This is a genomic window from Anaerobacillus sp. (genome assembly GCF_046314235.1).
Lineage (GTDB): Bacteria > Bacillota > Bacilli > Bacillales > Anaerobacillaceae > Anaerobacillus.
In genome coordinates, this window is record NZ_JBKBWN010000009.1 from 89,849 (window position 1) to 116,457 (window position 26,609).

Sequence of the window (26,609 nt, forward strand, 5' to 3'; positions counted from 1 at the left end):
ATAGCCATCTTCTTACGAGAGACGGTGGCTATTTTACGCATTAAATTTATCGAAGCAAAGCTGCCCCAATAATACCAGCCTTTGTTTCTAAGGCTGCAGGCTTTATTAGAATTTGGTCTTGCAATGTTGGGTAAACATACCCTCTTACTGTATCGAGAAGTTTCTCAAAGACTAACTCTTTCGACTGCATCACGCCACCACCTAAGATAAAAACTTCAGGGTTTATGCAATGAACGATATTTGCCATTCCCATCGCTAAGTAGTCAACAGCTTCTTCTAATATTGCAATAGCTTCTATCTGTCCCTGTTCGGCCAACCGAAATACTTCCTCTGCCCCACCTGAAATTCCTAGTTTAAGCTTCCCAATTCTGCCAATTGCAGTTCCACTTGCTACTGCTTCTAACGCACCTGCATTTAGGTTAGCGTGTTGGTATCCCTTCGGCTGAATGATCATGTTGCCGATTTCTCCGGCATAACCTTGAGCACCCTTGAACAATTTCCCATCAATAACAAAACCACCACCAATTCCTGTACTCCATGTAATATAGTACACACTTTGATGACCCACGCCAGCTCCTAATTTTGCTTCGGCAAGGGCTGCAGCATTGGCATCATTATCAAGAACAATAGGAACAGAAAAATGCTGTTCAAGCATTTGGACAAGAGGAACCTCATCCCAACCCGGCAAGTTAGGTGGGCTTAGGATCACGCCATGATAAGGATCAAGTGGACCGGGACAACCAATTCCAATTGACCCAACTTCATTATCTCCTTGAGTCGTTTTAATCATTTCAACCAAATTGGCAAGGACAAAATCCGGACCTTTATTTGCCTCAGTTTTCCGTGATAATTCTTTTATAATCCTACCGCTTTCAGAAACTAAGGCGACACGAAGATTTGTACCACCTAAATCGACACCAATGGTATGCTTAAACATGGCTACCATTCCTTTCTTTGTCTAAGTCAAAAAAGGAGTGCATTCATCTCACTCCTGAGGAACGCACACGACGCTTTCCTTTCATCAAGCAATTTTTTCAAGATATTGACTTATGATGATATTTGACAATGTTTTGTTAAACATTTGACAGCAGCTTCATCAGCAATAATGGTAATATTCGAGTGATTTCTTAATACGGTTGCTGGAACTTTTTCAGTAATTGTCCCTTCTAGGACTTCACGAAGCACCTTTGCTTTTCTTTCACCAGACACAAGCAGGAGAACCTCTCTGGCTTCCATAATCGTTTCAATTCCCATGGTGATCGCTTTCGTTGGAACATCTGATAAACTATTAAAGTAACGGGAATTTGCTTCTCTCGTTGATTCAGCTAATGAAACAACATGAGTTCTACTTGAAAACGAAGTGCCTGGCTCATTAAAACCAATATGACCATTCTCCCCTAATCCAAGTATTTGTAAATCGATACCGCCACTTTCGCTAATCTTGGCTTCATACTTATCGCATTCTATAGCAGGATCAATCCCTACCCCATTTGGTAAGAACGTCTGATTCGGGTTAATATTAATGCTCTTAAATAAGTGTTCTCTCATATAATAATTGTAACTATTTTGGTCAGCAGAAGTTAAGCCAACATATTCATCAAGATTGAATGTCGTCACATGTTTATATGACGTTTTATTATCTCGATAATCTTGAACTAGTTTATAATAAGTCCCAAGCGGTGTCGAACCTGTAGCAAGACCTAGAACTGTTGTCGGCTGTTTTCTTACTCTTTCAATGATCTTTCTCGCTGCAAGTAAACTTAATTCATCGATATTTTTCACGATATTGATTTTCATGGAGATCCCCCTTGAAAACTGATTTGTGCCTACCCTGTAAATAGGCTCTACAGGAAAGTTCACTTTCTTCGATTGGATGCTTGTGTGTCGGACACATTTATATCCGTATTGGCGAAAGTGAACTTTCATTGGTGCCAGGCACCTAATTTGTATTCATTGTTGCCTGGCACCATACAAGCTTGCCACGACAAAACGTCATCACTACTTCATTGCTTTCGTTTAAAACAACCAAATCAGCATCTTTTCCAACCGCTATACTACCTTTGCGATCGAAAACATCTATTTTTTTGGCTGGATTTACAGCGGTCATTACGGTAATGTCACGTAAACAACAGCCAGTGTAGTTCATCATATTTTTCAGAGCATCGTTCATTTTCAAAACACTACCAGCGAGTGTGCCATCTTCTAAGACTGCTTTTCCCGCAGAAACTTTCACTGCTTGACCACCTAGATCGAAGACACCGTTTCCCATCCCTTTGGCGCGCATCGCATCAGTTATTAATATTAATCGTTCTTTTCCGATTACTTGATAAGCAAGTTGAACAGTTTCCTGACAGACATGTAGTCCATCAACAATGAGTTCCGCCGTAACATTTCCGAGTAAAAAGGCAGCGCCAACAACTCCAGGTTCACGATGATGCAACCCACGCATTTGATTAAATAAATGGGTCGCATGCGTGAGACCGATATCTGTTAACTCTTTCACGTCTGTAAAGACAGCATTAGAGTGACCAACCGAGGCAACAATACCTTCGGCTGCTAAAAATTGGACGAACTCCCTGCTGCCTTCAAGTTCCGGGGCAAAAGTAACCAGTTTGATCTGATTACCAGAACGCCGTTGCCAACGTTTAAATTTTTCCAAATCTATCCTTGAAATATACTGTTTCGGTTGCGCTCCGGCCATCTCTTGATTAATAAATGGCCCCTCAAGATGAATACCTAATACCTCGGCATTATCTTTATTTGAGTAGGAAGCAATATTTTCAAGCGCTTTTTCGATTGCGGCGTCAGACTGGGTGATTGTTGTCGCCAAGAAACTAGTCGTCCCTTCTCTAGGTAAAAGCGTAGCGATCTTTTCTAGAGACTCAGGGGTCGCATCCATCATGTCCGCACCACCCGCTCCGTGAATATGAATATCAATCATACCAGGAATGATGTTGTACGAAGCTGGAAGAACGATTTCCTCATATGGTTCATTGGTATCATAGTTAGAACCAACAAACGTTATTTTTTCACCCTCAATGACAACCGTTCCATTTTCTATTAGTAAAGTTTCCTCATAAACACTGGCTTTTCGCAAAAGGAGCTTTTTCATTCGTTTCACCCTTTCCCAATTAGCGATTCGTTCACTGATGGGTCCCAGTGTAATTCAATCCCTTGTTCTACTAATAAGCTTTGGAACTCTTTTAGTAATTGTTTATTTTCTCTCACTTGGCGTGGTAAAACATTTTTCTGGATCGAAAATCCTGCCAAATAGCCAACTGACTCTCCAATATTCCATTCTACTGGATGGACGCGAATACAACCGTTGGTAATATGGGTTGCGCCAATATTTTTACAAGCCGGGAGTAGATTTTTCACTCGAATTGGGATCAGACTACCTAACGGAATTTCAAATGGATAACTGTTCGTATAAAAAAACTGTCCCGTAACAGTAGTCGGGTGTAAATCGATGTGATAAGAGCCGACACCGACTGAATCATCGTATTCCTTAATCCCTAGAGCACCACGGGCGTCAGCATTGATATATTCCTCAACGATCGTAAACAGTGCCTTTATCCGTCGCGATTCCCGAATGTATGGATGCATCGCAAAGCCGTCTTCGGTCCCCAATACATCTGGGCGCAGGCGTAAACCAGGATACCCTTTACCGCCATCAGGGCGAGGTGCCTCTGTTTGCAGCCAGTAGAGAACAGATAAGCTTAGTTGTTTTGCCCCTTCTAGATGCTTCTTCCGTTCTTCTTCACTGACATCAAGGATTGAACCTAACCAATAGTCATTTTGTGGCCAGTTAATTAAGGAAATATCACCATCATAAAATCCATCTTCATAGATTGAACGATCAATGATGCGACGATAATCCCATAACCCCCATAAATCTTCATGATGAAACATTTCAAATGGCTTTGAACCACCTGTCGCAGCATCAGGAGCATACCAACTTAACTGCTTATGTTGTAAAAACGGCGCTTGATACGCTTTCCAAAATTCATACTGCGCAGGTTTTTCAATCGTGTGATCTTCGCCATCTAAATACTCAACAGCGAACACATGAGTGATTGACTGCATGTCTTGTGGATTAGCTTCATTAGGAGCATGATATTCTCCAGTGTCACTCTTTGATTCGGCACCTGTCACATACTCAACGCCCGTTAGCGGTAATAAATCACCGCATTCTGTTGCATCTAGAAAATAGTGACCGATAAGGGTGATCCGCTCATGGCGATCAAACCGTTCCACCGTCACGCTGTTTACGGTATCATCTTCGACCGAAGCCGCCACTGGTTTCGTTTCTAGGAGGATTGCTACTTTGCCGCTGCTTAGATAAGGCATAAGCATATCATACAGAATAGTCAGGGCGACACGTGGTTCGTGGGCGATCCGACTCACCCAGCCATTGCCAGGATTTAAGATCGGATTATTTTTAGCTTCTTCCTTTAATGGATAATTGTCACGATAATAGGCTCTCACCCGGTCACGAAAATCGCGATATGTACTCGTACAACCAAATTGTTCGATCCATTTATGCTCATCTGGCGGAACAGCCTGGCTCGTTAATTGACCACCAATCCATTTCGTTTCCTCAGTCATGATCACATGTCTACCAAGCTTGGCGGCTGCTAATGCTGCAGTACAACCACCAATGCCACCACCAATGACAATGACCTCTGCCCTCATCACCTTCGTCATAATGCTCCCCCTCTATATAGTTGATTAGTGCCAAGTTATTGGTGCCAGGCACCATAAAAAGACAAATCCACGTTAATTTCCATCCTACGTGTACATCTTATGGAAATGGCATTACTGTCCACCCTAGATGGACATTTCGGCAAAAATGTCTATCTAGGGTGCCTGGCACCTATTTTAATTCGATACCGATTTCGAATGTGCGGTTCCATGGTAGGTAGAGATTGTGAATTTCGTAGTTTACTTCTAGTTTCTGTAGAAATTCATTTGCGCGTTTGTTAAACACCGCTGATACTATTGAAGCTAGTGCTGGATCTTGATCGTTCACGACGGTTCTCACTTCTTGACGGACGACCGTTTGGTAGAGATAATCATCTAGCAATCGTAATGTCAGCTGTTCGAGTAATCTTGATTGAAACTCGTCACCCTTAACCTGCTGTAGATGCACCATCGCAGCTTGGGCAACGACTGTACCTAGCGTATTTCCGGCTGTATTCCACGCCGCAAAGCCGCACAACGCTCCGATATTCATTGACTCTAGTAACCTTGGGATTAACGCACCATCTGCCCCGTTTGCATACGCAACGTCTGCAATAGCTACGGCCTTCCCTTTCTTCAAGTAATGCTGTAAGCGAAGGATCCACTCACCTATATTTCGATCCTGAGTATCAACCTCTTCCAAAAATTTCTGCAACGCAAGGTCACCCTGGCGCTTACCAGGTACATTGACACCTAAAACGATGTCTGCATCAACACTACTCTCTAATATATAGCTACCAAAAGCATAGATTTGGCCCTTCACCGATTCAACAAGGGGGCGATCCTCATACATTGCCGTTGATAGAGCGCCTTTTTCACCACTAAATACCGGGAAAAAGACTGGTGGCGTAACATTCTCAAGCGCATATATCATTCTCGCAATTAAAACACTAGCTACTTCGTCTGCGCCTGGGTAAATAAATACCTTCGAAAACAACGAACGTTTGGCTACTTCACGAACTAAGCTTTCTTGTTCACGAATATTCAGCCCGTATTCTGACGTATCATCTTGCGGGAAAATCAAAACATCAATCACACCGCTCTCAACCAAATCAAACATGGAAAGATTGACGTTGAAATTCTTTTCACGCGTTGCCTTGTAATCTTGTAAAATTGAGTTTGGAATGACTGCGACTAACGCTGCAACCTTATCCTTTGAATCAGTACAATTCGTTTTTTCATAGCGATGAGAATGGTACGAATATGACCAAAGCTCCTCACCGTACTCACTCCAATATTCCTTTTCTTCCTCATTTACATAATTATTAGAAATTCGCATTGTCGCACTAAATGCCATGATTTTTTTATGAGGAAACTTCCTATTAAGCTCTTGTAAAATTTCGATACGTTCCCTTATAACAGCTTCATTGTCTTGATTAATTCGTGAGGGAACGAGACCCCCATAGCCAAGCATATCCGTTGAAATGACAAAGCCATCAACCTCCTCGGCAACAGCTAACAACCACGTTGCTAGTTCACTAGTCTTCCCTGGTTCCTTTAAAAATCCTAACTGATCTTTATCAGGCACAAGAACCTCCCAGTCAGCTATCGCCGCGATTTGTGTTGGCAGTTCACGAGTGACAGGTCTCGCATCTACGGGAATAAGGGCTAGTTTCTTGTTCATGCTTTCAACCCCTCCTGAAACTCAATGATATACGTCGCAATCTCTTTCGGTGCAAGGCTGAATGTATCATCACAGCATGTCGCTTCACCAGATAATTTCACCTTCGTAATACCGGCAATATGACGACTACTATTTAAGGTGAACTCCTGACAGTCAGCAGCAGGATTCCATAGTCTTAACAAAATTCCATTGCCACTACGATACATTGCACTCCACTGCAGCGTTTCATTATCAATCTCGATCATCCGTTCATATTGAGTGGACTGATTTTTACCACGGTATATTCTTGGCGGTAGACGAAACTTTTGGGCCCTGCTGGCGAGCTTCGCGTTCGTATCCTCACTTGCAACATATCCAATCGCAAACTCAAAGGTATACCTACCAATACATTGCCCCTCAGGCGTTGCCAAATGGGGACCAGCACCGCCACCTCTTGTGCGTAAATCATCTCTAGAGAGCCAGCCGACACTACGAAGCACAGTAACTTCAAGTGTATCTTGCTCAACACCGCCAACAACTTGATACTCTTGTAAGCCACGGTGGAAAAAGGCAAAATCACTCGCACGGATAAACGATAGTGCAGGTTCAACAACGACAGCGACTTCCTTCTGCTTCGCTGCGTCAAACTGTTCGTTTTTCACTGCAGGACGTTCAACAATGTCAAACGCTGAGTCACTATACGTCTGCTCAACGACTGCTCCAAGTGGGTACTTCAGACGCAACCGCTGATCTTTCGCTTTGTTTGTTACGTTCAGCTTCCCTTCGGCTTGGCGCTCTCCAGCAAATAAAGTAACGGTTACATCAATACAATTTTTTACATAGGTAGCCACAGCACCGGTTCGTTCCTCATTTAAGCCACTAGGTAGCACTAACTCTAATTGGTAGCTCAATTGCTCGACTCGCTCACTCTTCACGACAACTGGCTCATCAACTAATATCGCATAGGTAACAACATCGTTTAGAGGTGGCGAATAATTATATTCATCTCCGGCATCTAAAGAGCTGTAAAACTGTTGGAGCCCACTCACTGTTTTACCAGTTAGCTTATTCGTAACCGTTAACGTCCCATCTTTTTCAAGCTCAATGGCTAGAAACTCATTTTCTATGGAGTTTGTCAGCTGCTTTTGTAACTGGAGTGCCTCACCACTAACAACTTCAAATGATGTTAACGAAGTAGCTGCTAGGCCCTCAACATAAAAGGCAAGCTCGACATACGTAGCGTCGCGAAATTCTGGAAAACCGTCTAATGGCGATTCAAAATATCTCGATTCAGTTACGTTGATAATCGTTGGTTCATATAACTTTCCATGAACATCCTTTAGGATAAAACTTGTTTCTTTCCCTCTTTCAAGCCAAATGGTTCCCTTAACCCAGCCCTTAAAACTTCTTGGATGGGGATTAAAAACAGTAAAAGTTGAGTCATCAGCAAACGGCTTCCAAGCACCTTCACCACTTACCGAAGGATCAACAACAAGGGCAGTCGTTAACGCCTCGTTTTGTAGCGCCTCAACCCTTTGCCCAAGCTTCATTGTCCGCGTTTCCATTTCACGGTGAACCTCATCAACACTACAGCCGCAAATACTATCGTGAGGGTGGTTTTTGATGAGGAGCTTCCATGTCTCTTCTAAATACCGCTCGGGATAATCAGCTGTTCCAATCGTACATAATGCTAGTAGTGGTTCTGTATAACCTGTAAGTTCGTCTTCGATTCGTTGGTTTTGCTCTTTTAAATAAGTTCTTGTTGAAAGAACGTTCGGTAAAATATAGGCATGCTCATTGGAACGCATTTCTCCATAATGAGTCGGTAAGTCGCTCGTTGCATGAGTCTGCAACTCATGAATGAATTGTTCATACGTACTTTCGATAAAATCGACATCGTCAACGTTGAACTCGTTAATTTGTCCGGTTTTATCTCCATAACGAGGCATTAAATGATCGCCCCCATTTGTTAACAGTAGCTGCGTCGTTGTTGCATAAGGTTTCACCTTTTCAACATAGCTCGCAATTGCTTCATTAGGATTTTCACTATCTAACACTGGCTGATAATAGCCTTCCGGTAAAAAGACAGTGAATACCTTTGAGCCATTTGGTGCTTGCCAATAGAGCTCAGACTGCTCAGACTTTAAACCGCGCCAGAGCACAGCATTATCAATGTCAAACCCCTGCAATAACTGCGGCATCTGACTAACATGACCAAAAGTGTCTGGCAAATAGCCGACCATTTGTGATTTTCCAAATCGTTTCGTTTGTTTTAAGCCAATCTCGAGATTTCGAACGAGCGATTCCCCACTAACGAGAAACTCATCAGCCAACACATACCACGGTCCAATCACAATTTTTTCATCAATAATCAGTTTTTTGACGCGCCGAGCCATACTCGGCTCACAGACTTCTAAGTAATCTTCTAAAGCTGCCATTTGCCCGTCTAGAACGAACTGTTTGATTTCGCCCTTTTCTAAGCCTGTGACAATCCGTTTCATGACTTGAACTAAGCGATGACGAAACACCTCAAACGGGAAGTACCACTCCCGGTCCCAATGAGTTTGAAAGACGACATGGCATGTGTAACGTTTTTTCGTCATCCTTTGACTGCCCCTTTCATCGCTCCATCAATAAAGTAACGTTGCATAAAGATGAAGAAAATAATAATTGGTAGCACTGAAAGCACTGAACCAGCGGCAATGTAACGCCAGTTTGACGTAAAGCTTCCTGCTAACGCATTAACCCCAAGTGGTAACGTGTACATACTCGTATCATTTAAGATGATTAGCGGCCATAAGAAATCTCCCCACGCCATCATAAATGTAAAAATCGCTAACGTAACTGTCGCTGGTTTCACTAGTGGCATAAGAATTTGCCACCAAATCCGAAATGAGCTTGCTCCATCCATCCGCGCTGATTCATCCAATTCGTAAGGTATGGTAATGAAAGCTTGGCGCATCAGGAAAATTCCAAACGCTGTTGTCGCATGTGGTAATACTAGCCCTGCATACGTGTTTTGTAAGCCAAGGTTTAACGCCATAATATAGATTGGAATCATTAATAGTTGGAATGGAATCATCATCGTACTAATGATTAAAATAAAGACGATATTTTTTCCTTTGAACTGCATTCTGGCCAACGGATAGGCTGCCAATGAACAAAATAGGATATTTAAAAGTACCGTTAATACTGAAACTACAACACTGTTAAATAAATATTTCCAGAATGGAAAGAACTCCATGACTGCCGTATAGTTACTTAACGTAGGATTTTCAGGGATAAATACAGGTGGATATTGAAAAATGTTTTCGCTACCTGATTTTAACGATGTCGAAAGCAGCCATAAAAACGGTCCAATCGTAATGAAGGTAATGAATATTAAAACGGTGTAAATACAAATCTTTTTGAAAATTTCTTTGCCACTCCATTTTTTTCGTGGTTTGATGGGTATCGTTGTTTTTTGTTTGTTTACTGTTTGAACTATGTTCATCATCGTATCACCCCTTCACCGCATCTTCTTTTTTACTCATGAACTTTATGTTAATGATCGAGAGAACTAACGTAATGAGGAACAGGACAACACCAGCTGCACTAGCATAACCCATTTGCAACTTCTCAAAAGCTTCTTGATAAATATAAAACACTAGAGTTTTTGAGCTGTTTAGTGGTCCCCCACCTGTCATGACATAAATCTCTTCAAATACCTTCATGGCAGAAATTGAAGACATGATCGTTACAATCATAATTGAAGGCATTAACAGTGGAATGGTGATATGGATGATTTGTTTCCACTTGTTAGCACCGTCAATTTTTGCCGCTTCATATAAATGTGATGGAATGGATTGAAGACCTGCTAAATAAATGACCATGTAGTAGCCAAGTCCCTTCCAAACCGTCACAGCCATGACTGCAAAAATAGATGTTGAGGTCGAAGTTAACCAGTACACAGGGCTATTAATAATTCCTGCAGATTCTAGTAAGTAATTTAAAACTCCTGTATCAGCATAAACCCACTTCCACATAATCCCAACAACAACCATTGAAGTAACAACAGGTACGTAATAGGCTGAGCGGAAAAATGAAATCCCTTTTAACGGTTGATTAACTAAAATTGCGATGAAAATAGGAATGATGACGAGGGCAGGAACAACGAAAATTAAATATAAAAAAGTTTGACCTAGAACTTTCCAAAACAAATCATCATTAAATAATTTCGTATAGTTATCAATGCCGATAAAGTTGGCATCTTGGATCATATTATAGTCAGTAAAGCTCAACCAAATGGCTTGTAGCATTGGATAAAAAATAAATGCCCCTAAGATTACACACCCAGGTAGTAAAAATAAGAATGGCGTTAATGGACCTCTTCGCATCTTAGTTCCCTCCTTCTCTTACATAATCGATCGCGAGCTTTGCAGCTCCTAACATTCCAGCACGGTTTCCTAACTGAGCAGGAAATACCTTCATTAACACCTGATAGTTTGCTAGTTTTTCAATAAGTAACGGCCACCAAATCGCTTTTGAATCAATGACTCCACCACCGATGATGACAGCCTTTGGATCAAGGGTAATCGAGATGTTATAGATGGCCAAAGCGAGATGGTCAATATAAATATCTACGATTTTTGCGACTGTCTCATTTCCAGCTTGATAAGTTGCAAAGATGTCTTGACCATGTTGGAACTCCATTCCCGTCGCTTCATTTGTCATCGAGACTAGCGCAGTACCCGATAAATACTGCTCTAAACAACCATTCATCCCGCAATTACACGATCTACCATCAGGTACAAAGACAACATGCCCCCACTCTCCACCTTGAAAATGGCCACCATGGATGATTTTTCGACCAATTGCGTTCGCCCCACCGACACCTGTACCAAGAGTTAACATCGTAACAGATGTCAAAGCTGGATCTGTTGCTGCCCCTTGCCATAGCTCACCAAGTAAAGCTGCATTCGCATCGTTTTCGACAACACAAGGATGTTGATAGCGTTCTGCTAGCACATTGCTAAGGCTGACCCCTTGCCACCCTGGCAAGTTAGCAGTAGCAAAGACGACTTCGCCCGTCGTAACATTGACTCTTCCAGCGGTCCCTATGCCAATTCCGATAATCTCTTCGCTCTCGATGAGATAATCAACGACTGCAAATATCGATGTTAAAATCCCTTGCCTTCCTAATGTTATATCTGTGGCCACTTTATACGCCTTTAGGACTTCGCCATTTTCAAGGACAAGACTTCCCTTGACTCCCGTACCACCGACATCAATCCCAATTACTTTCTTCATACTATTGATCCTCCTGTTGTGGTGCCAGGCACCACTCGAAGTAAAGTTTGGTGCCTGGCACCACAACTAGTAAATCTTTCCGACTACCGCTTGAGCAGTTTTTTGCTTCATATCAAGCGAGTAGTTTTTATCCTTTAAGGCAAGACCTGTACATAAGATATCAATAATAAACAACTGCGAGATTTTAGCCGCTAATGAGCCACCTTCTAGCGGGGATTCCTTGCCGCCACTTAGTAAGACGAGATCTGCCGTCTTCGTAATTGGCGAACGTGCGTAAAATGTCATTGCAACAACTGTTGCACCGTTTTCCTTTGCTAGTTCAAGCGAATCAATTGTATCCTTGGTACTACCTGATACACTAAGTCCGACAACAACATCACCTTGTCCTAGCGTTGCCGCTGTCATCGCCTGAATATGTGGATCAATAATCGCATCTGTTCTGCGACCAATTCGTAAAAAGCGATTTTTTGCATCAAGAGCGGTAATACCTGATGTTCCAACCCCAAAGAAATGAATCGACTTTGCTTGATCAAGTATCGTAATCGTCTCTCGTAATGTCGCTTCTTCTAGTAGATGGATTGTTTCATCAATTGCATTTTTCGTATATTGGGCAATTGACATCGTTAAGCTCTGAGGCTTGCCATTGCCGTTCTCTTCTTCCTGAGAAACTATGGTCAAATCTTTAGCAATTGCCAACTTAAATTCCTGATAGCCTTTCAAACCAATTTTGCGGCAAAAGCGCAATACAGTTGCATCACCAACCTCTGCTGCATCAGCAAGATCAGTGACAGAGTAGTAAATGACCTTCTCCATTTGTTGAAGGACAATGCTTGCGACCTTTTGCTCGGATTTCGTTAATGACGGATAATAACTACTAATTAACCCACTTAATTTACTATTTGATTGTGCTTGCGTATTAGACATCCTAAACCCTTCTTTCTATTTTTGCGATCTGTTTAACAAAACTCTCCGTTATCAGTTGTGGTCTTGTTATGGCTGAGCCAACAACAACTGCGTAAGCACCACACTCCAACGCTTTTTTCGCTTGTTCAGGTGTTGACACTCTCCCCTCGGCAATGACAGGGATCTTCACTTGTTGCGATAATTCTTCAATTAATTGAAAATCTGGTTCATCAAGTTGTCTCGAGTACGAGGTATAACCTGATAAAGTTGTTGAAACACAATCTACTCCTATTCGAGCAGCTAACTTTCCTTCTTCAAGCGTTGAAATATCAGCCATTATCCGCTGTCCTTTTTCCTTTAGATAACGAATAAGCGTTTCTAAACTTTCTCCATTAGGACGTGTTTGAAATGTTGCGTCTAGTGCTATCATCGATACTCCAACTGCCAGTAACTCATCAATTTCTTTTTTCGTTGCTGTAATATAAACGTCACTATCTGGATAATCCCTTTTTACCAAACCAATGATCGGAAGGTCAACTTCCTTTTTGATTGCCCGGATATCACTTGCGCCATTTGCACGGATCGCAACCGCTCCACCAATTGCAGCAGCACGAGCCATCTTAGCCATAATTTCCGGTCCATAAAGGGGCTCATCTTTCAACGCTTGCGAAGAAACTATTAATTTACCTTCTATTTTCCGAAAAAAATCATCCCCACTTCTCAACGAAAACACCACCATTTCTATTTAAGCATCTTTTGTAAAGGAAAGGAGAAAGGGAGAAAACCCCTTTCTCCTATTCAACTCTTTTTTTATTTCGATAAAATATTGTTCCACTTTTCCTCAGCTTGTTTAACCGCTTCTTCAGCTGTCAATTGTCCAAGCATCGCACCGTGTAACGCTTCGTTCATAGCTGTGCGTAACTCCTCAAAGTTAGCCATTGGCGGAATTAACACTTCACTATCACGTAATTGACTAGCAGATACTAAACGCGCTTTGTCAATTGGTGTTGGATCAGCAGGGAGCTCGTTAAAGAACGGATCGTCCAAAGCTGTTTCAATCGATGGTAAGATTGGCACAATTTTATCAAACGTAACTTGGTTCTCCGCATTTGTGATAAAAATTGAGAATAGAACAGCCGCTTCTTGATGTTCACTTTGTTTTGGTACGACTAAGTTCATCGCAGCCGTATTCTTCTTATTTGTCTTACCTGTAATTTGTGTAGACGTTTTTGTTGCTTCTAAAATATCTGGTGCATTTTCAGCAACAATGTTTAAAAATTGCGGACCAGATGCTAAAATCGCGATTTGTCCTGCTTGATACATATCAACAGCTTTACCATGACCTTCTGTTAATACTTCACGCGGGATTAACCCATTTGTGTATAGGTCAACATAATATTGGAATGCCGCAATACCTTCAGGTGAATTAAATGCCGCTTGAGTTTGGTCAGCATTTGTTAAGTCTACACCTTTCATCACTAATGTCTCAAGGAAGTGACTTCCATCTAACGCTGGGAAGAACGCGAACTTACCCGTTTTTTCTTTAATTGTTTTCGCAACTTCAGCTAACTCTTCAAATGTTAATGGAGGCTTTTCAGTATCTAAGCCTGCTTCTTCAAAAATAGCTGTGTTGTACATTGTTACTTGTGAAGATAAATACCATGGAATACCGAATGTTTTACCATCAAACTTGTTAGAATTCCAAACACCTTCGAAATATTGAGCACGAATGTCAGCTGGAACCATTTCATCCATGTTTACAAGTGCGTCTAATTCAGCAAGCTTTGACGCAAACTGTGGATTTAAGTTCGCTACGTCTGGAGCTGTTTTTGAAGCGACAGATGCTAGAATTTTCGTCTCCATGTCGCCCCAAGGAACGTCAACCCACTTTACTTTAATATGATCATTTTGCGCTTCAAAGTCAGCGATTACGCCATTAATATAATCATCAAACGTTGGTGATAATTGCATTGTCCAGAACTCAATTTCAATTGGATCTTTTGTTTCTGCAACCTCATCTGTTTTTGCTGGTTCTTCCGTATTGTTTTGTTCAGGTTCTTTTTCTGTGTTGGCATCATTGCTACTACAAGCAGCTGCAAATACCATTAACATCATGACTACACAAGCAAGTAAAAACTTCTTTGTCTTTAACATTATTGTTTCATCCTTCCCCTTTTTAATTTTGAAAAAAATATGATAAGGCTCTAGGTAAATCCTGTCGCCATACATCCCATAAATGATCTGTTGGTTGTTCAAAATATGTAATCGTTGCTCCAAAGTTTTCGAGGGTTTCTTTCATCAAACGATTTCTAGTAAGGATCATCAATGCTTCACCCGTAATTGGCGAGACAAATTCATCCTCTTTTTGACCAACCATTTGATAAACCTTCCAATTATTCGATACTTGCTTTACTTGCTCATAACTCTCGTTTGAAAACGCAGCTGACTGAAGTAAAAGATGTGTCCATCGCTTCGGCTTTTTGGCAGCAATCGCGAGATTTACCGCACCTGCAAGCGAGTCACCAAGAAGTCCTATTTTGTGAATACGCTTTCTTTTCTCAGAAAAAATTTTTTCCACTTGTGGAATGAGTTCTTCGTAGAAGAATGATAGGTAAGCTTGATGAGAGTTACCATTTGGATGATAAAAGTGATAGCGCTCAAGCGACGTGCCTGGCGGAATTAAAATCAAGGCACCCCTATTTTCATCCTTAAGTTTCCGAAAAGCGTCTTGTAACTGACCAAGCTGCAAATAATCGTCACCATCTTGCACAAATAGTAAATCAACATCTTGCCCCTGATCTTTCTTTTCTAATAAATAGTAAGACTGTACTCGATTCAACATTTCGCTTTGAAGTATGAATTTCGTTAATTTAAGTTCCAAGGAGACAGACGCTCCTTTCAAGTAAGCTATCTTTCTATGAGTCTAATACTAACACATGTAAGTGCTTTTGTGAATAGTTTCTCCAAAATTTTTTTAATTGATGAAATAAAACTCCAAAAGAGAGTACCATTCCTTCAACCTAATAAGGAATGGTACTCAGTAATCTACTTTATCTAATTTTCGCGTCCGTTAAAAGCTCTAAAATTTGGAATCGTCTTTTCCTGTGACAAAGAACGAGCGGTTCATTGTTGTGTTCCACTAGCTAACATCACTACCGTCCTGTAGGCTCTAGCCCAAACTCATTCCATAATTTATACGTCACAAGATATTTCGTATACTCTAAGTCTTCATAGATCCGTTCTGCTACTACTTGATTTTTTACGAGTTTGTCAATTCGTTTCATGATGTTCTCCATCGTTTTTTCTACTTTTTGAACATCTTTTTCAGCTGTAAAGTCAGCCTTCCTTAAAACTGTTGCTAACTGCACTTCAACAACCCTTTTTTCAGCAGTAGTCATTCCGCCTTTTTGTAAATAAATATGTTCCATTTTATGGTTGATATTTTCTAACATCCGTTCCACCGATTTTTTAATATCAGCATCTGGAACGAGTGCTGGCTTGCTAAATGGTCCTTCACTAAGTGCATTTAGCATGTCATCAAAGAAGCTCTTTGAGTCAAACATGACAACGCCATGCGCTCCTGCTTCTCTAACACCAATGACCTGTTGCACAATATCTTTCGGTGACAGCTTTAAATACGGAGCGATCCCTGCATAATTAACTGTTTTGTTATCCATTAGGTTATGCATGAAGGTTACGTCATCTTTCACTTGCTGTGGACTCGTGTAATAGGCCATCGGAGCAATCACATCTAAGTAGCCTTCTTCAACCCATAACGGCCAATCCTGCATCTTTCCATTTATAGCATCACTTACTTGGGGGAAAATCGCTGTCGATAACGTAATCTTTGAATTAATCTCTTTTACTTCTTGATGAATACGTTCGACAAACGTTGTAATATTATTTTGGCGCCATAGATCCCATTTTTTCTTCATCTCATGGTCACGAGAAGGGATATCTAATGGATCCATTCCGTATAGTTCTTTAAATACGTTACGGCTATAGTCATCGTAGCTATAATCGTTACCAAAACCACCATTAGGATATCGAATGTAATCTAACTGAATACCTGCAACATCGTAATTCGTCACCATTTCTTTATATAACTCTGATAAAAAATCGCGAACCTCGGGATGGGCTGGATTCATAAAGATATAACCAACTTCCCTTGTTGATGGACGCTCTAAGTTATTATTTAATGCTTCCCAGTGAGGGTTTTTCGCTAAAATGGGTGAGTTCGGATTAAATGAAGTATGACCGACATAGAAATTTTCAACCCAAAGATGAATCTCAATGTCACGTTTTTTCGCTTCATCAATGAACATTTGTAAGATGTCGCCCCCTGCAAATTCAGGGCGCTGCTCAGCGACATCACTAGGATAAATGACATAGCCATGATAGAAAGCTTCTAAGTATACTAAGTTAATATTTGCACGAGCAAAGCTATCTAATGTTTTTTGAACCTGTTCGAGTGTTTTCTCTGTTGGTCGGTGCCAGACACCTCGGCCCTCAACAGGAACAGACTCGATTGTTAAGTAATACGCTTTTTGTGCTAATAAGTTTGCTTCTCTTGCTAGATTAATACTAGAAAGTTCATCTGTTGCTACCTTCGCATCATCTAGCTTTTCTTTTACTACCGCTAATGCTCGTCGTGCTATATCTTCTTCAATATCAAAAAATCCATTGATCGCGTTCTCCAAGCTTGCCTCTGCTTCTTTATAGGCAATTTCTGCAATACGTAAGTAAACGTCGCCATCAACAATGATTTTCACTTCTTTTGACTGACGATCAAATTCTATTTTTGCGCCAACAACTGTATTTTGGTTTAGCCAATCTCTTGCGACACCATGACCTGAGACAACAAAACCATTTTCTGGAATTTCTTTGTTATAGCCACCTTTTTCAACGATATACCCATCAACGACAACAATTTCTGTTCCGTAAATATTGGTTCCTGTTGTTGCTTTTGGATACTGTGGCGTGTAGACAATCAGTTGATCTGGTCCACGGAATCCGTCATAAATGGCTCCACCTGGATTTGATTCTCGAGTTGGATCGATTGCATCCGCTACCTTTGTTAATTCGGTGCGAGGATCATAAACGAAACCTTCTAATTCTACTTTATCCCCAACCTTAAAGTGGTTAAGCAACTGATTTCGAAGCACCATTGAACCTGAACGATCAATCGCAGATAGGACATAGCCATTCATTGGAATGACGGAGTTATTGCTGTTATCGCCTGTAAGACCGTTGATGACTTGGACAACTTCACCACCATCAATAACTACCTCAACACCCCAAGGGCCAGTTCCTGTTGTAAGACCAAAATCTGAAGTGTATAAAATTAGTTCATCGGCATTACGGTTACGGTTATTATCAGTAATAATGACTCGATGCTCTCCATTAGAAATAGCTGCCACACTTGGTGGTAACGTAATTCCCTCGACGATAACTTCGTCACCGACCTTGAAGTTATCTGTCAAAGCTGCTCGCTGATTTCCATGGGCAGATAAAACAAAGCCGTTAATCGGGATTGCGGAATTGTTTTTATTCCCTTCACTTGTCGCACCATTAACAATTTCAGTGACAACTCCATCTTGAACGATTACTTCAACGCCCCAGTTTCCTGTTTTCGTTGTCATTCCAAAGGCAGCTGTGTACAAAATTAACGTATCAGCGTCACGATTAGCATTCACACCTGATAATAAAAGTCGCTTGTTATTTGGAGCAACAACTCCATATGGCTTTGGTAATTCAATGTTTAACAGCTCAACTTTGTCGCCTACTTTAAAATTTTGAGCCAATTTGTTTCTTAAGACAGTAGAACCTGATGGATCAATAGCGGATAAAACATAACCGTTAATCGGGATTTCAGCGTTATTTTTACGACTTTCGTTGTTTGTTAAGGCATTTATGACTTCTTTCACAACGCCATTTGCAACAACTACCTCAACTCCCCAGTCACCAGTTCCTGTTGTTCTCCCTTGCTTAGCATCATAAAGAACAACGGTACCTGCAGGTCTTGTTCCATTTATTTGTCCGACTTCAATAAACATCCCATTTTCTAAAAGAACACCTTTTTCGTCTTTCACTTCAGGGATGGTTACACCGTGAAGACGAACTACATCACCAACTTTAAAATTCGCTAATAACTTCGTTCGTAAATCTGGATTTCTCACTGAAAGTACATAGCCGTCAACTGGTATTGTCGCATTGTTAAATTGCTGGTTAATGCCATTAACGATCTCAATGACTTTGTTTTTTGAGACAACAACTTCAATGCCCCAGTCACCAGTTCCTGTTGTTGCTCCATAATCACGTGTATAAACAACCGTGTTTTCCGACGTCCGTTGCTCGTTGACTGTATTTACCGTAATCACTTCATTATTACTAGCGACTACTGCTTTTTCTGGAAGAATAGGAATCTCGTACCCAACTAGACTAACTTTTTTTCCGACCTGAAAATTATCTTTAAGCACAGCTCTCGGGTTGTCTCCACTTGTTGAAGGCTCCCATGCATAAAGGACATAGCCGTCGCCAGGAATGAGCATGCTATCTTGAACAACATTTCGACCATCGATGACCTGTGTGACTACACCGTTTTCAATCGCAATTGCGACTCCATAGCCCCCAGTATTTGTGTATAAGCCTTTTTCCCATGTATACATCGTATATTTTCCAGCATCTCGCGTTTCTGGATTTACTAAATCAATCTCTAGGGAAAAATCGATTGTTTCACCATCCGCGTTATATACATTAGCTTTAATCGTCTCATTTTCTTCTTGCTCATCCGTATTCGCAACTACAAAATTGGCTGGTAAATAACCTAGCATCATCACAAAAATGATTAAGATACTAAGTACTTTTTTACATTTCCGATTAACCAAAAGTCATTCCTCCTACATCATCATTTTTGAAGATCAAGAACTTTAGAAAACGCTTACAAAAAGTGAGATTGATACACACCCTCCTTCGAAAAAAATTACCAAACTATTAAACTTAGCTCGATTTGTAGTTATCTTAGCACAGTTTATGGTATAAGTGAAATAATATTCCGAATTAGTTCTTTAGGGTGAATATTAACTCCATAATAAATTATATTGAATTATCACTCCAAAATTAGTTAAATTGTCCTAAATGTCGCCTCCTAGTGTTTATGTTCATATTTCGGTGAAGAATTCGTTAATAGTAATCTTCAGCTGTGTCTAACACCAATGGAATAACATTAATTCAACGCGTACACAACCTATAGCCAAGTTAATTTACAAGACAATTCCACTGTATAATACGAAAAAAAACTGTCCCATAAGCGGCAGCTCACCTCGCCATACTACTTTAGAGCAGTGTTGTTTCTACACAATCTAAAGTAGATGAGTTACTGATACTTTACCTTTGAGACAGTTTTTTTGATTAGTTCGTTCTAAATAAGTGTTTCATCTCTGCTGGAACAACAATCACATCTTGGATTTTATAGTCACTACCAACTTTTACAGGTGTTACATCGATTAAAATTTACTCCCCATTGCTATATTCGACTAATCTAAATGTTCTTTCACTAGCTTTGCCGAGAAAAAGGCAAAACCTTTAATCAGCAATCCCATATGTTTACTTTGAAACGTTTACTATTTCCTATGAAAGGCCCCTCATAATTCTTATGAACCTGACCCTATATGGAAAAAGAAAAGACATCAAGAGTAAGACAGTGAGCCCACCCATAAAACTGTAAATAGGATGTCACACACCTCGGGTGCCTGGCACCAAAAGTTAATCACCTATGGATGCGATACAATTAAACTTACTTCGCCTTCGATGATAACATCACCTAAATTAGCCGGTAAGATAAAGTGGTCACCTTTAACAATCGAGGATGTCGATGGTCCGATTTTTAGATCGCCTCCACCTTCAATGACACTACAAATGAGAAATTTATCTTTTACATTCGTAGTAAGAGACTGACGAACCTCCCATTTAAAGACTGAAAAATACTGTTCCTCTACGAAACTTACTATAGACGCACCTGGTAGGTCGGTGATCCTTGGAGTCGCTACATGATCTTCGTGTGGAATTGTTGAGACTGCGATTGCTCTATCAATATGCAACTCCCTCTGATTGCCATCTGAATCGACTCGATCAAAGTCATAAACACGGTATGTCGTGTCCGAGCTTTGTTGTGTTTCAAGGATTAAGACACCCGCTCCTATCGCATGGATCGTTCCACTTGGAACATAGAAGAAGTCACCAGGAGAAACTTTGACCTTGCGTAGAAGTTGACCCCATTGACCTGACTCGATCATCTCGACAAATTGCTCCTTTGTTTTGGCATGATGACCAAAGATAATTTCAGCATCTTGCTCACAATCAATCACATACCAGCATTCTGTTTTTCCTAGCTCACCATTTTCGTACTGTTTGCCATACTCATCATCCGGATGAACTTGAACAGAAAGGTCAGTTCTAGCATCTAAAATCTTTGTCAAAAGTGGAAATGTTTTGCCATCAATGTTTCCGAATAACCCTCGTTCTTTTTCCCAGAGCTCGCCTAATGTCAATCCTTGATAAGAGCCTAATTTCACGATACTTTGACCATTAGGATGTGCTGAAACTCCCCAACACTCTCCGGTTTGATCAGAAGGAATGGCAAAGCCAAACTCTTCCTGAAGCTTTGTTCCACCCCAAATTCGTTCTTTAAAGATTGGCTGTAAAAAGATAGGTTGCATCCCGACACTCCTTCTCATTAATAAGTCCCCTAGATTATACCAAGAGAATAACCCCTAGTCATCAAACGGTTTAAAAGTGTCCTCCTGGTGTGGAATTTCACCTAAGTTTGTCCACAAAGGGTGCCAGGCACCTCTGGAGAAGGTACCACACGAAAATTAGACCAAACTTTAAGTTTGACCTCTCAAACTTGAAATTTGAGCAAGTGAAACTTAAAGTTTAGCCTTTTTTAAGACACATAACTTCATTTTTGCTAATATGACAATCACCTTAATCATCAAGATAATAGAGTCAACCGCGGAATATTGGAAGGCGCGCTTTCCGCCGGAGTTGTCAAAAAAATGAATGTTAATCTACTATCCTTTGAGGAACTAGTTGAAACATTTACACCATTAATTAAGAGTCAGATTAAACAACTACAAAGGCCTGAATTATACGATGAACTCTACCAAATTAGCTTAATTGCTTTATGGGAGGCGAGAACTCAGTATAATTCAAAAAAAGGCCAGTTTTCAGCCTTTGCCAAAATGTATGTTAGAGGGAAATTACTTAATCACATTAATGCTGAACATAAGTATTATCTGCGTAATTTTACTATCGAACAAGAGATATTTGAAAACATTCCAGCACACGACTACAAAATTGAAGTAAGTTTTCCTTTTAGTCGAGTGCTTCCACTACTCTCAAAAACTGAACGAATTTGGCTCAGTGAATATTATGAGCATGGCAAAGGTCCAAAGGAAATTGCCCAGCAATACAACGTTTCTATCGATACCGTCAAAACTTGGCGAAAACGAGCGATAGCAAAGCTAAGATTCAACTTAAAGGCAAGCGAGGTTCTCGAACTTATCGATCGTATTCGTGAATAGCAAAACGCCTTTCTTCCGTACTTGTATTCTTAGGAAGTGATCTAAAAGTCATTAGCAACAAAAAAACACCAACCTCTATGAAACTCGCCCATTTATACGGACAGTTACACTCAGAAAGATTGGTGTTTTTTAGATTTATTGTTTAGTTGGTTTCGCTTCAATAATATAACGCTGCGGTGCATTACCGACATATGAAAAAGGATAGCAAGTTGATAAAACTAGAACTTCTTCATCAAGATTAAAATCAATGACTGAAGTGTCGTCTGCATCAACAATATACGTATTAACGATTTCATATGAAAAAGAACCATACTCTACATCTAATTTGATTTCGTCACCATGAAGGAGATCGCCTAAGCCTCTAAATACTGTATCCCTGTGTCCTGACAAGAGAATTTGTCCGTTTTCACCGGGAAACTTTGTGCCCACATAGTGCCCTACTCCTCTATTTAATTGCTCATCCTCTGTTCCAATTAAAATAGGAAGATCTTTATCTAATTTCGGTATACTAATTATGCCAATGACATCATTTAATTTAGGATTAAATTTACTAGGGGTACTTGGTTCGCTAACAAGATCTTTCGCTTCTGTTAGCGTATCGGATACTTGTTTGTTACCATCCCAAATCATATAGCCACTATAAGCGACAATACTAAGGCCTGCAATAAGAAATAATCTCGTTAACCATTTTAATAGCATAGTTACCTCCATGTCCTGACCTATATTCAATTCTAGTATAATGTAGAATTACCGGAATGTGAAGAGTACACTCTGAAGTTAGCTAACCAACTCCATTTAGTAGTAGCAACACTCGCTGCGCTGTTATTTAGCTGCACAAGGGGCTGTTTTGGCAAGACGATCTAAGTGATCCCTTTAACACCTTCGTAGTTTTTCACTAGTTAGCGGCAAATGTTTTTACAAGACTAGTAGCCCAAAGGTTGTGACCTTCCTGATTAGGGATATTATCATCAGCAAGTAAATATTGTTTTAATTTCACATCATTTAAGTCTGGCCAGGTTTGCCAATGATCATGGAAAACCAAGTTATTCTCCAGACAGTATTGCTTTACCGTCTCCACTTGTTCTCCATAAAAGCTAGCTCCAAAAATAGGATTAGGCGGTTGAATAAAAATAGCCATATCTTCATTTTCACGCTTTAGATCTCGAACCATTACACCAATATGATAAAGCGTATCCTCAATTCGCGCAAAACCGTTATTATTCCAAATAAAAGGTTCAAGAATGATTATATCAGGTTTTAGTTGTGCGGCCTCCATATGCTTTTTGTTCGGAACAATATCGAACGTATTTGACGTTCCATAAGCTAACGTTGTTACTTGAAAAAGCTTTTGACCATAAGCGTCATTAACAAGATCTTGGAAAAGCTCGGGCCACGGACTAATATCGTCTACACCTGTCAAAGCGCGCGAACCCATTGCAACAACTTGGAGGGGCTCCTTGTTCTCTAGAGAAGCTATCACCTTATCTTTTAAAGGCATTTGTAGATTTCTTACCAACTTTTCTACCCGTTGTCGTTGTTGTTCTGCCTCAAGCTTTCTTTCTTCCTCAAGCTTCACTTGATATTGTTGTATCTCTGCTTGAGCAAGTTGAGAGGTCGCTTTCAACTTTTGATCATACTCGTATTTACCATACAACAGCATAGCTACAAAGACAAAAATCATCATGACTGTAAAAATAAATTTTTTCATCGTTCTCTCCTGACTTTTCGGTAAAATATGAAATGAACCAGTAAGATCCCTATTAAACCACCTACACTATCTAAAATAACATCTTCTACTAGTGCTGTTCGATTAGGAGTAAAATACTGATGGATCTCATCGGACGCTGCATAAACGACAACACTAAGGAGCGAGAAGCTGATTATATACTTCCTTATTCCTAGAAAATGCAGTAGTCGGTAGATTAAAATACCAAGGATGAAATAGACAAAAAAATGAGCCGCTTTTCTAATGAAAAATTCGACAAGCCCCTCTACTCCACTTGACTCAATACTAATTTCAGAACCAGCGTAGGTAATCCTAACACCGCTTGCTAATTCTTCAACGAACTCTAAATCAAAGTTCTCAAGTAGCGTCGGCCTTAAGTCTTGTTGCTCATATGGTTGTGATGAAGCCATAAAAATAGCAGCCGCCCAAACAATCGGAGGCAGCCAATAATATAAAATACACTTGATGTTTCTACTTTTCAAAATTCCCGCTTCCTTATTATGTATTCTTACGCTACTAAACTATGGTAATAAAAGACTTTGTACCTAATTATATAATAAGATACGAGAAATAACTACCAATTACCACCAAAAATGGTACGAAAGAGATTTCAGTAACATTTTTGAAAGAATAAGAAAGAAGCACCCAAAGCGGTGCTTCTTTCTTATTTCATTATGTTGTTACCTTGGAAATGTCTCCGAAAATACTTTTTTAACTTTTGGTACGACCATCCCACTACCACCACGATCTTGAACGTCATCAATCATCATTAAGACTAAAAGCTTAGGCGCATCTGTATTCATCGCTACAAACCAGCCCGTTTCTTTACCGGCATCATTTTGAGACATTTTGTGTTCTGTCGTCCCTGTTTTCCCTGCTAAGGGCAGACCAGTAATCTTCGCTTTTGTCGCTGTTCCCTGTGGATCTTCTATCACATCTAAAAGCGCACTCAAAATATAGGAGGCATTCTCAGCATCTACTAAGTTTTCTTTCCATAGTACTTCAGTCCGATTAGTGAATAACGTCGGCGTTGGAATACTTCCTTCATTTACAAAAGCTGTATATAACAGCGCTAGGTGTAATGGTGATATTTGCAATTCACCTTGCCCATATCCAGTATCTGCTAGTTGAATTTCTGAGTTGATCGTCTCGTTTGCTACTTTCGAAACCGCCATCCCGTATTCAAACGGAATTCTTTCCTCAAAGCCAAAGTTTTTTAAGCCAGATTCAAGTTTATCTTTTCCAAGCTCAATTGCGATCTGTGCAAAATAAATGTTATCTGAATACACAAGAGCATCCCTGAGATCTACATCATGGTTTGGATCGGTAACACGACTAACACGATAACCTCCCCATGTCGTATCCTTACCCCAAGACAAGCCATTGATCACTCTTTTTTCTGTTTTATCTAGACCGTTATCAATCGCAATCGCAGCAGTAATCGGTTTGATTGTTGAACCAGGTGTGAACGTTTGTGTAAAACGATTAAGGAATGGCTTTGCCTCGTCTTCATTTAACTCCTGCCACTTTTGCGAGGAAATTCCTAAGACAAAATCATTTGGATCATATGCTGGACTACTGACTAGCGATAACACTTCACCAGTTATCGGATGTAACGCTACAGATGTTCCTGTTTCACCTTGTAATTGCGAAAAAATCGATTTTTGTAGCTTTGTATCAATTGTTAGTTCAATGACGGGGCCATCGACAGGTTCTTTCTTCGCAATTGTGACTGTTTCCTCGCCAGCCTCGTTTTCTAAATAGATGACTCTACCAATCTCCCCGCGAAGTTGATCCTCAAGGATTGCTTCAAGACCCGCTTTTCCTAAATAGGAATTTGCGTGATAGCCTAGATCTTTACGTGATTCCAACTCTTTATCTGTAATCTTGCCGATGTATCCTATTAAATGAGCAGCCATCTCCCCGAGAGGATAAACACGACTGTCAACCTCGCGATAGGTTACTCCCGGTATACGCATCAGTTCGTTAAATAAGTCTTGCTTCCCTTGTGATATCGATTTCAACGGCACAAAATGACCAGGTTTTACCCATGATTGATTTAGCTTGTTTTCAATTTCAGCTACTGACATCTCTAGCAACCTGCTAGCATCTTCTATTGACTTGGCTTCATCTTCTGGAAGACGTTCAGGAACAATGCCAAACTCTAGTATCTTACCATTTACAGCTAACGCTTCACCATTCCTGTCGACAATCTCGCCTCTTTTCGTTGGTAGTAACGTACGAACCTTTACTTCATCTCCCTCTTGTAATGGTGGCAAAATCATCGCCTGCTTCCAATCTAAACGCCAAGTTTCTTGAGAATCCTCTCCTGGTTCTTCCGCCTCTAATTTCAACAAAACAGTTTCGCGAAAATAAATGTCGCCAGCGATCGTTTCCATCGATTTCTCAAACTCAATGAGTTTCTCTGTTTCTGGTTCATTTTCTTCTGGAAGTTCTTGTTGTTCTTCTTCAGCGATTTCCTCAACGATCATTTTAATTGATAGATTCGTAGCATCAATTTCTTGATAAATAGTCGTATTCCTCTCAATAAACTCTTCTTTTGTCATCTTTTGTTTTGCTTCAGACGACAGATACTCATACATCATCCCATAATTTCCATCTTCCCAAAACGCCGCATACGCCTCAAAAGCCTCCTCTGGAGTTGGCTTCACTTCTTCTTCTTTCGAACATCCAATTAACGTAAAAACCAATAGTGACACAATAACTAACAGAACCTTGCTTGATTGTTGTAGCATCTTAT

At 40.4% G+C, this 26,609-nt stretch carries 20 protein-coding genes; 1 reads left to right on the forward strand and 19 read right to left on the reverse strand.

Annotated features, from left to right (window positions below; all coding sequences use genetic code 11):
• Positions 1-46: 46 nt before the first annotated feature.
• From ACK4M9_RS13985 to manA, 15 genes are all read right to left on the reverse strand, one after another.
• Complete coding sequence (locus ACK4M9_RS13985; RefSeq protein ID WP_409851689.1) at positions 47-937, reverse strand: ROK family protein; 891 nt, start codon at positions 935-937, stop codon at positions 47-49.
• A 110-nt stretch (positions 938-1,047) separates the two neighbouring features.
• Positions 1,048-1,797: a glucosamine-6-phosphate deaminase gene (gene nagB, locus ACK4M9_RS13990; RefSeq protein WP_409851692.1), complete on the reverse strand. Its 750-nt coding sequence runs from the start codon at positions 1,795-1,797 to the stop codon at positions 1,048-1,050.
• 142 nt (positions 1,798-1,939) lie between these two features.
• The gene (gene nagA / locus ACK4M9_RS13995) at positions 1,940-3,112 is read right to left on the reverse strand and encodes an N-acetylglucosamine-6-phosphate deacetylase (RefSeq protein ID WP_409851695.1); all 1,173 of its coding nucleotides are present in this window, start codon (positions 3,110-3,112) and stop codon (positions 1,940-1,942) included.
• Positions 3,113-3,117: 5 nt separating this feature from the next.
• Positions 3,118-4,707 (reverse strand): FAD-dependent oxidoreductase, encoded by a 1,590-nt coding sequence (locus ACK4M9_RS14000; RefSeq protein ID WP_409851698.1) that lies wholly within the window; start codon positions 4,705-4,707, stop codon positions 3,118-3,120.
• A 169-nt stretch (positions 4,708-4,876) separates the two neighbouring features.
• Complete coding sequence (locus tag ACK4M9_RS14005; RefSeq protein WP_409851701.1) at positions 4,877-6,367, reverse strand: DUF4127 family protein; 1,491 nt, start codon at positions 6,365-6,367, stop codon at positions 4,877-4,879.
• Entirely contained in the window at positions 6,364-8,949 is a 2,586-nt protein-coding gene (locus tag ACK4M9_RS14010; protein WP_409851704.1) for an alpha-mannosidase, read from the reverse strand. Before ACK4M9_RS14010 ends, ACK4M9_RS14005 begins: the two co-directional genes overlap by 4 nt.
• Positions 8,946-9,842, reverse strand: coding sequence for a carbohydrate ABC transporter permease (locus tag ACK4M9_RS14015; protein ID WP_409851706.1), 897 nt, complete (start codon positions 9,840-9,842; stop codon positions 8,946-8,948). The genes ACK4M9_RS14010 and ACK4M9_RS14015 overlap by 4 nt, the downstream gene beginning before the upstream one ends.
• A 4-nt stretch (positions 9,843-9,846) precedes the next feature.
• Positions 9,847-10,722: a carbohydrate ABC transporter permease gene (locus ACK4M9_RS14020; RefSeq protein ID WP_409851709.1), complete on the reverse strand. Its 876-nt coding sequence runs from the start codon at positions 10,720-10,722 to the stop codon at positions 9,847-9,849.
• 1 nt (position 10,723) lies between these two features.
• Positions 10,724-11,635 (reverse strand): ROK family protein, encoded by a 912-nt coding sequence (locus ACK4M9_RS14025; protein WP_409851711.1) that lies wholly within the window; start codon positions 11,633-11,635, stop codon positions 10,724-10,726.
• A 66-nt stretch (positions 11,636-11,701) separates the two neighbouring features.
• Complete coding sequence (locus ACK4M9_RS14030; RefSeq protein WP_409851713.1) at positions 11,702-12,559, reverse strand: MurR/RpiR family transcriptional regulator; 858 nt, start codon at positions 12,557-12,559, stop codon at positions 11,702-11,704.
• A gap of 1 nt (position 12,560) precedes the next feature.
• Positions 12,561-13,262, reverse strand: a complete 702-nt coding sequence (locus ACK4M9_RS14035) for an N-acetylmannosamine-6-phosphate 2-epimerase (protein WP_409851715.1) — start codon at positions 13,260-13,262, stop codon at positions 12,561-12,563.
• An 86-nt stretch (positions 13,263-13,348) separates the two neighbouring features.
• Positions 13,349-14,692 carry an ABC transporter substrate-binding protein gene (locus tag ACK4M9_RS14040; protein ID WP_409851718.1) on the reverse strand — a complete coding sequence of 448 codons (1,344 nt, stop codon included), beginning with the start codon at positions 14,690-14,692 and terminating at the stop codon, positions 13,349-13,351.
• A 22-nt stretch (positions 14,693-14,714) separates the two neighbouring features.
• Complete coding sequence (locus tag ACK4M9_RS14045; RefSeq protein WP_409851720.1) at positions 14,715-15,419, reverse strand: alpha/beta hydrolase; 705 nt, start codon at positions 15,417-15,419, stop codon at positions 14,715-14,717.
• Between the two features lie 271 nt (positions 15,420-15,690).
• Positions 15,691-19,425, reverse strand: a complete 3,735-nt coding sequence (locus ACK4M9_RS14050; protein ID WP_486303943.1) for a glycoside hydrolase family 10-like protein — start codon at positions 19,423-19,425, stop codon at positions 15,691-15,693.
• A gap of 885 nt (positions 19,426-20,310) precedes the next feature.
• A complete protein-coding gene (gene manA / locus ACK4M9_RS14060) occupies positions 20,311-21,255 on the reverse strand; it encodes a mannose-6-phosphate isomerase, class I (protein ID WP_409851723.1) in 945 nt (314 codons plus the stop codon).
• Between the two features lie 339 nt (positions 21,256-21,594).
• Between manA and ACK4M9_RS14065 the strand changes: the two genes are divergently transcribed.
• Positions 21,595-22,122, forward strand: coding sequence for a sigma-70 family RNA polymerase sigma factor (locus ACK4M9_RS14065; RefSeq protein WP_409851725.1), 528 nt, complete (start codon positions 21,595-21,597; stop codon positions 22,120-22,122).
• A gap of 135 nt (positions 22,123-22,257) precedes the next feature.
• On the opposite strand, the gene ACK4M9_RS14070 is transcribed toward ACK4M9_RS14065, so the two are convergent.
• From ACK4M9_RS14070 to ACK4M9_RS14085, 4 genes are all read right to left on the reverse strand, one after another.
• Entirely contained in the window at positions 22,258-22,821 is a 564-nt protein-coding gene (locus ACK4M9_RS14070; RefSeq protein WP_409851728.1) for a class D sortase, read from the reverse strand.
• A 196-nt stretch (positions 22,822-23,017) separates the two neighbouring features.
• Entirely contained in the window at positions 23,018-23,830 is an 813-nt protein-coding gene (locus ACK4M9_RS14075; protein ID WP_409851731.1) for an SGNH/GDSL hydrolase family protein, read from the reverse strand.
• On the reverse strand, positions 23,827-24,330 hold the full coding sequence (locus ACK4M9_RS14080) for a VanZ family protein (protein ID WP_409851734.1): 504 nt from the start codon (positions 24,328-24,330) through the stop codon (positions 23,827-23,829). The genes ACK4M9_RS14075 and ACK4M9_RS14080 overlap by 4 nt, the downstream gene beginning before the upstream one ends.
• A 198-nt stretch (positions 24,331-24,528) precedes the next feature.
• Positions 24,529-26,604 (reverse strand): penicillin-binding transpeptidase domain-containing protein, encoded by a 2,076-nt coding sequence (locus ACK4M9_RS14085; RefSeq protein WP_409851736.1) that lies wholly within the window; start codon positions 26,602-26,604, stop codon positions 24,529-24,531.
• Between the last annotated feature and the right edge of the window lie 5 nt (positions 26,605-26,609).